General features: G+C 59.1%; 6 protein-coding genes. 2 read left to right on the top strand and 4 right to left on the bottom strand.

Features of this window, described 5'->3' with window-relative positions; genetic code table 11:
* The 4 genes from nrdE to QZ540_RS07790 form a co-directional block, all read right to left on the bottom strand.
* A partial coding sequence (gene nrdE / locus QZ540_RS07805) for a class 1b ribonucleoside-diphosphate reductase subunit alpha (RefSeq protein WP_294628989.1) occupies nucleotides 1-1973 on the bottom strand: 1973 nt, incomplete at its 3' end.
* Nucleotides 1946-2476 carry a class Ib ribonucleoside-diphosphate reductase assembly flavoprotein NrdI gene (gene nrdI / locus QZ540_RS07800; protein WP_049354719.1) on the bottom strand — a complete coding sequence of 177 codons (531 nt, stop codon included), beginning with the start codon at nucleotides 2474-2476 and terminating at the stop codon, nucleotides 1946-1948. The genes nrdE and nrdI, both read right to left, overlap by 28 nt.
* A gap of 75 nt (nucleotides 2477-2551) precedes the next feature.
* On the bottom strand, nucleotides 2552-2776 hold the full coding sequence (gene nrdH, locus QZ540_RS07795) for a glutaredoxin-like protein NrdH (RefSeq protein WP_005505794.1): 225 nt from the start codon (nucleotides 2774-2776) through the stop codon (nucleotides 2552-2554).
* Nucleotides 2777-3549: 773 nt separating this feature from the next.
* Nucleotides 3550-4659, bottom strand: coding sequence for an App1 family protein (locus QZ540_RS07790; protein WP_294628986.1), 1110 nt, complete (start codon nucleotides 4657-4659; stop codon nucleotides 3550-3552).
* 177 nt (nucleotides 4660-4836) lie between these two features.
* On the opposite strand from QZ540_RS07790, the gene QZ540_RS07785 reads away from it, so the two are divergent.
* Together QZ540_RS07785 and QZ540_RS07780 are read left to right on the top strand one after the other, a co-directional pair.
* Nucleotides 4837-5958: a polysaccharide deacetylase family protein gene (locus QZ540_RS07785; protein ID WP_294628984.1), complete on the top strand. Its 1122-nt coding sequence runs from the start codon at nucleotides 4837-4839 to the stop codon at nucleotides 5956-5958.
* Nucleotides 5959-6176: 218 nt separating this feature from the next.
* Nucleotides 6177-6917, top strand: coding sequence for a DsbA family oxidoreductase (locus QZ540_RS07780; RefSeq protein ID WP_294628981.1), 741 nt, complete (start codon nucleotides 6177-6179; stop codon nucleotides 6915-6917).
* Nucleotides 6918-6966: the final 49 nt, after the last annotated feature.

The following is a 6966-nucleotide window of genomic DNA, read 5'->3' as shown; positions in this document are numbered from 1 at the left end:
ATCTTCTCCGGGCCGATCTCGTACGCGTCCTGGTAGTACTCCAGGTTCTCGTTCGTCATGTACGGTGCCGGGTAGTAGACGCGGCCGATCTTGCCTTCCTTGCGGATCTCAATCTTCGAAGCGATCGGGTGAATCGAAGAGGTCGAACCGTTGATGTAGGAAATCGAGCCGGTCGGAGGAACGGCCTGCAGGTTCTGGTTGTACATGCCGTACTGTGCCACGTCAGCAGCCAGCTGAATCCACTCTTCACGGGTGGGGATGTGGTGCTTAGCGAACAGTTCGCGGGTACGCTCGGTCTGCGGTGCCCATTCCTTCTCAATGTACTTGGCGAAGAACTCACCGGTTGCGTACTTCGAGTTCTCGAAGCCCTCGAAACGCTGGCCGCGTTCCTTAGCAATCTGCATGGAGGCGCGGATTGCGTGGTAGGCGACGGTGTAGAAGTACATGTTGGTGAAGTCCAGTGCTTCTTCGGAACCGTAGTAGACGTGCTCGCGTGCCAGGTAGCCGTGCAGGTTCATCTGGCCCAGACCCACGGCGTGGCTCATGTTGTTGCCGCGCTCGATGGAGGGTACGGAGCGGATGTCGGACTGGTCGGAGACGGAGGTCAGCGAACGAATCGCGGTTTCCACGGTCTTGCCGAAGTCGTCGCCGTCCATGGTCAGTGCAATGTTCAGCGAACCGAGGTTGCAGGAGATGTCCTTACCGACGGTCTCGTAGCCGAGGTCAGCGTGGTAGGTGGACGGCTCAGAAACCTGCAGGATCTCGGAGCACAGGTTGGACATGATGACCTTACCGGCGATGGGGTTCGCGCGGTTGACGGTGTCTTCGAACATCACGTACGGGTAGCCGGACTCGAACTGGATCTCTGCGATGGTCTGGAAGAACTCACGCGCGTTAATCTTGGTCTTGGTGATGCGTGCATCGTCGACCATCTCGTAGTACTTCTCGGAGACGTTGATGTCGGAGAAGGGCACGCCGTAGATGCGTTCCACATCGTACGGGGAGAAGAGGTACATGTCCTCGTTCTTCTTCGCCAGCTCGAAGGTGATGTCGGGGATGACAACGCCCAGGGAGAGGGTCTTGATGCGGATCTTCTCGTCAGCGTTCTCACGCTTGGTGTCCAGGAAGGCGTAGATGTCGGGGTGGTGTGCGTGCAGGTACACGGCACCGGCACCCTGACGTGCGCCGAGCTGGTTTGCGTAGGAGAAGGCGTCTTCCAGCAGCTTCATGACGGGGATAACGCCCGAGGACTGGTTCTCAATCTTCTTAATGGGCGCACCGGATTCGCGCAGGTTGGTCAGGGCGAATGCCACGCCGCCGCCGCGCTTGGAGAGCTGCAGTGCAGAGTTGATGGAGCGGCCGATGGACTCCATGTTGTCTTCCATGCGCAGCAGGAAGCAGGAGACGAGCTCGCCGCGCTGCTTCTTACCTGCGTTGAGGAAGGTCGGGGTTGCCGGCTGGAAACGGCCGGAGATGATCTCGTCGACGATGTCTTCGGCGAGCTTCTCGTTGCCTTCTGCCAGTAGCAGTGCGACCATGCAGACGCGGTCTTCAAAACGCTCCAGGTAGCGCTGACCGTCGAAGGTCTTGAGCGCGTAGGAGGTGTAGAACTTGAAGGCACCCAGGAAGGTCGGGAAGCGGAACTTCACGGCGTAGGCGCGCTTGAACAGGTTCTTGATGAACTGGAAGTTGTACTTGTCGAAGAGTTCCGGCTCGTAGTACTGGTTCTCGATCAGGTACTCGATCTTCTCTTCCAGGTCGTGGAAGAAGACGGTGTTGTTGTTGACGTGCTGCAGGAAGTACTGACGTGCAGCCTGACGGTCTGCATCGAACTGAATCTGGCCGTTCTCATCGTAGAGGTTCAGCAGTGCGTTCAGCTCGTGGTAGCTCATACCCTTGAACTTCTCGGGCACGCTCTTGCCGCTGTGGCTCGCACCGAGAGTTTCTAGTGCTGAGGGCAGTTTTGCGTCCAAAATGCTTCCAATCCTTCGTTGACTTTTTCTACATCTGAATCGGTGCCCATGAGCTCAAATTTGAAGAGCACGGGCACATCGCACTTCTTGGCGACAATGTCTGCCGCGATACCGAAGAGCGGACCAAAGTTGGTGTTGCCGGAGCCAATCACACCGAGTATGTGGTGGCGATTCTGCTCCACGTTCAGGAATTTAACCACCTGCGGGGGAACGTTACCGGCGCCATCAGGCTTGCCGTAGGTGGGGACGATGAGCACGAACGGCTCATCAAGAATGAGGGTGTCCTCGCCGGTGCGCAGCGGCAGGCGGAGGCGGCGGGCACGGATCTTCTCCACGAACTTGTGGGTGTTACCGGAGATGGAGGAGAAGTACACGATGAGTGGCGCCGTGTCGTCCAGTTCGACCTCGGTCGCTCGACCCTCGGAGGCGTTGCGTGCATCCATAAGAATCTTCCGGATTTCTGCGTGCTCGTCGACGGGGTTGGGCGTGAGGGCGGTACTCAATCTGTACTCCTTATTCTCGTGTGCCGGTGTGAGTTCCGTGCCGATTTTCCGTTTGTACGGGTTTCGGCAGGGTTGTTACGCTGCCAGAGCGTTGATCTTGTCGGGCTGGAAGCCGGACCAGTGCTCGTCGCCTGCAATGACGACGGGTGCCTGCATGTAGCCGAGGGACTTGACCATTTCGAGGGCCTGAGCGTCTTCGGTGATATCAACCTTGGTGTAGCTGATACCCTTCGCGTCGAGGGCGCGGTAGGTCATGTTGCACTGGACGCACTGGGGCTTGGTGTACACGGTCACTACCATTGGGGTGCCTCTTACTTTCTCCCGCTCAGGCGGGGTTATCTCGTGAATGAATCTGGCGTGTTTCGTCGGTGGTTCGCCACGTGTTGTTTACGGCGGGCGCTGTGCCGTCCGCTGCCCCCTCCTAGTGGGGTGTGGCGGTTTCCTGCGCTGGGGCAGGACGCTTAAGGTGCCGTAGTGGTGGAACCGAGTATTAATACTACATCTAGTGTCGAGAAATTTCTTCACCACAAGATGATGTGGTGTGAGGGTCGTGTTTCGTTCGATAAACCCACAGCTGAACCCACTTAAGAGGGGGTGTCTACAGCTTATCCACACCCTGCTCCGGGGCTAGTTCGCCGTATTTTCGCGGGGTGTGCCGGGTTATCCACAGGTGGGGTTTAAGTTGGTCAGATTTTTTAAGGGTTCTTCCACCCGGTGAGTTGAGGTTCAGTTAACCTCATGTATGCTTTCGGGGGCATAAAACCCGGCAGATTTGGGCTTGATTTTAAAGAGATCTTAACTCTCCCCCGTTCTTGCGCGGAACGGCGCGGTTTTAAAGCAGAACGGACTTTCTTAAAGGCGGGGGTTAACCCCCTTCAAGCGGGTTTAAGCTGTGTGATTAAGGCTGTAGAAAAGATTTTTAACTCTTTTTCGGTAGCCGGTGTGTCGTGGGTTTAAGTTGGTTAATTCCGCTGAAACACCAAAACCCACCGCATATACCGCTATTTCACGGTATTTACGGTGGGTTTACTGGGTATAGGCGCTGGTTTTAGCAACCGGCGAGCAGTAACCGGCTAGAAATCGATTAGGCCCAGCTCGCGTAGCTTCTTGCTGAGAGTTACGCCGTCGGTGGCTTCAATCCACAGCGGCGAGCGCATCATCTGTTCGGCGCGGTAGTCGCTCCACACGCGGCCGGAGGCGAGCATGGTCTCCCCCACGGTCAGGTTGCGGATGACGATTGCCGCCACGTTGTCCGGGTAGCGTACCGCGAAGCCGTTGTAGATGTACGGGTCGCGCTGCCCGTCGTCGCCGACGAGGATCCACTTCATCTGCGGGAATTCCTCGGCGAGGCGGCGCAGGGACTCGACCTTGTGGTTGGTGCCGGAGCGGAACCAGCGGTCGGGGGTGGGGCCCCAGTCGGTGAGCAGGAACGTGCCGCGCGGGTAGCCGTTGCGGCTGAGGAAGCGGCGCAGGGTCGGGGTGATGTTCCAGGCGCCGGTGGACAGGTACATGAACGGCGCATCCGGGTGGCTGCGGCGGATACGGTCGGTCATGACCGCCATGCCGGGGGTGGGGATGCGTGCGTGCTCGTCGAGGATGAAGGAGTTCCAGGCGGCGACGAGGGGGCGCGGCAGCATGGTGACCATGACGGTGTCGTCGACGTCCATGATGACGCCGAGCTTCTGGCTTTCGGGAACGATGTAGACGCTGGTTGCTACGGCGCGGGATCCGGGCACGTACATGACGACTTCGTGGATTCCGGGTTCCAGGTCAATGGTGAGTTTGACGTCGAGCACGCCGCCGCGGTCGGTGTACGCCTCGTACTTGGTGCCGCCGATGACGATGGTGACGGGTGCATCCGACATTGCGGTTGCGGTGAAGGAGCGCCAGCCGCGCATGGGGTTGGCGGTGTCTTGGGTGCCGTCGACGACCTGCAGGAGGCGTTCGAGGGTGACCGTCTTGTAGAGGGCGCGGGCGATGACGCGGACCCAGCCGGGGTTTCCGTCGGATGCGGCGCGTCCGTAGCCTTCGGTGGGTACGAGGATAGGCTCGCGTCCGGCTGCGATGGCGCGCTTTTCTCGCCACCGGTGTAGCCGGTCTGCAACGCGGTAGCCGATGTTGACTGCCTCGTCGGCAGCATCGTTTACGAGGTTGCGCAGTTCGTGAGTGCCCAAATTCTCCATCCCACTAGTGTAGCGGAGCGTTACCGGCTTGCGGCTTCTTGATTCTGTGTTCTTACGCCTAGTTCTTATACCTATTAATACTGTGGTGCTGAGCTCGCGGTGTGATGTGCACATTATTTAGGGTGTATTTGCTGTTCAGATTCGTTCCTTGCAGGTGGGGGCGTTATCCTGGAAGGTATGACCCACTCACAGCCTAATCGCCGACTTTTTGTGCTCGGCACTGCTATGCTTCCGCTGATTGCTGCCTGCTCGACGAAGTCGAATGACTACGACGGCACCAGCGGTAATTTCACTCCGTATCAGGCTGGCGGCGAGACCTCTGCTGCTACTCGCCCCGCACCCACGAATTCGCCGACGGTTGCCGCTGCTGGCAATCCGGTTGATAAGCCGCGCGAATGGCCCGGTATCGGCAACTCCCTCGTTGGTGAGGGTAAGTATGTTGCGTGGACTGTTGATGACGGTGCGAGCCCGGAGGCAATTCGTGGCTATGCTGAGTTTTCGAAGCGTACGAATACTCGCCTGACGTTCTTCATTAACGCTTCGTACACCGGTTTCAAGGAGCATGTGTCGTTGCTGCGTCCGCTGGTTCAGAGCGGCCAGATTCAGGTTGCGAACCACACGTACAACCACGCTGACCTGACCACCCTGGATGCTGAGGGCGTGAAGGAAGAGCTGCAGCGTAACGAAGACGAGATTATGAGCATGTTCGGTGTCTCGTCGAAGCCGTACTTCCGCCCGCCGTACGGCCGCTACAACGATGCGGTTCTGAAGGCTGCTGGCGAGATTGGTTTTACCCGCCCGGTCATGTGGAACGGCACCACCGGTGATGAGGCAAAGACCAGCTCCCGCGTGGTTTACATGCGTTGCATCCGCTACATGCTGCCGCAGCAGATTGTGCTGGGCCACCTAAACTACGAGACGATCATCCCGATCCTGGATAAGGTGAAGGGCCTGATTGATGACCGCGGCCTGACTGCGGTGACGATTCGTGACTACTACGGTGATGCCTCTGAGGAAGAGATTAAGGCGGCGGCTCCTTCGCCGACCCCCACCCCGGAGGAGCACACCCCGTCCCCCGAGGCTACTACGGAGGCGCCGGCCCCTACCCCGGAGCCGACCACTGAGGCGCCGACTACCCGCTATGAGGATGAGGTAGCGGCAAACCAGCAGGCGACCCAGCAGGCGACGACCGCTCCGGCGGCAACGACTGCTCCGGCTGCTCGTGCGACCACTGCACCGGCGGCTACGGCTGCACCCGCGGCTACTGCCACTACCGCACCGGCGGCCGCCCGCCGATAGGTTGGTGTAGACTTTCCCAGGTGAAGCCCCCTTGACCCGGTTCCTGTACGGACATCCTGTATTGAGATTCTGTACGGACCGGCGCGAGGGGGCTTTACTGTACCCGGCGGGAATAATCGCGGGTAATAGCCGCGGGAATAAGTACGGCAGCCGGGGCGTTAGGTGAGCGTATAGTGGCGGTAGTGTGCCGCATCCGAGTGTGAGAGGAATAGACGACAATGCGTATTGATATTTGGTCCGATATTGTGTGTCCCTTCTGCTACGTGGGCAAGCGTAACCTGGAGCTGGCGCTCGCCGAGTTTGAGCACCGCGACGAGGTTGAGGTGGTGTGGCATAGTTTTGAGCTGGACCCGTCGGCTACGGAGCATCCTGCCGGTTCGCTGCCTGAGCTGATTGCTGGTAAGTATCAGATGCCGTTAGAGCAGGCGATTGCGAGCCAGGAGTCGTTGGCGGATCGTGCCCGCGAGGTGGGTTTGGATTTCAATTGGCGGCAGGCGCGGTATGGTAACACGTTTGATGCGCACCGTGTGATTCATTATGCGGCGGAGCAGGGTTTGGCGTCGGCGGCGCAGGAGGCGTTTAAGCTGGCGTACTTTACGCAGGGCCGTTCGGTGCAGGATCACGAGTCGATTCTGGATATTGCTTCTGAGATTGGTCTGGATACTGCTGAGGTTGAGGCAGTGCTGAAGAGTGACCGTTACGCGGCGGATGTGCGTGCCGATGAGCAGTTGGCGCGCCAGCTGGGTATTAATGGTGTGCCGTTCTTTTTGATTGAGTCGAAGTGGGCGGTGAGTGGTGCGCAGCCTGCGAAGATGCTGGTGCAGGCGCTGCGTCAGGTGTGGGAGGAGGCTCACCGTGTTGAGTTTTTGAACCCGCTGGCGGGTGCTTCGGGCGACGCCGCGGGTAGCAACGGTGCGGAGGCGGGCCCCTCCTGCAATGTAAACGGCAACTGCTCCTAGTAGCCGCTGAGCGAGGCGCGGCTGGGGTGCTACTCCCCTAGCGTCCCCT

Origin of the sequence: uncultured Rothia sp. (genome assembly GCF_916049665.1) — a bacterium.
Classification (GTDB): domain Bacteria; phylum Actinomycetota; class Actinomycetes; order Actinomycetales; family Micrococcaceae; genus Rothia.
This window is presented reverse-complemented; position numbering and strand designations above follow the sequence as displayed.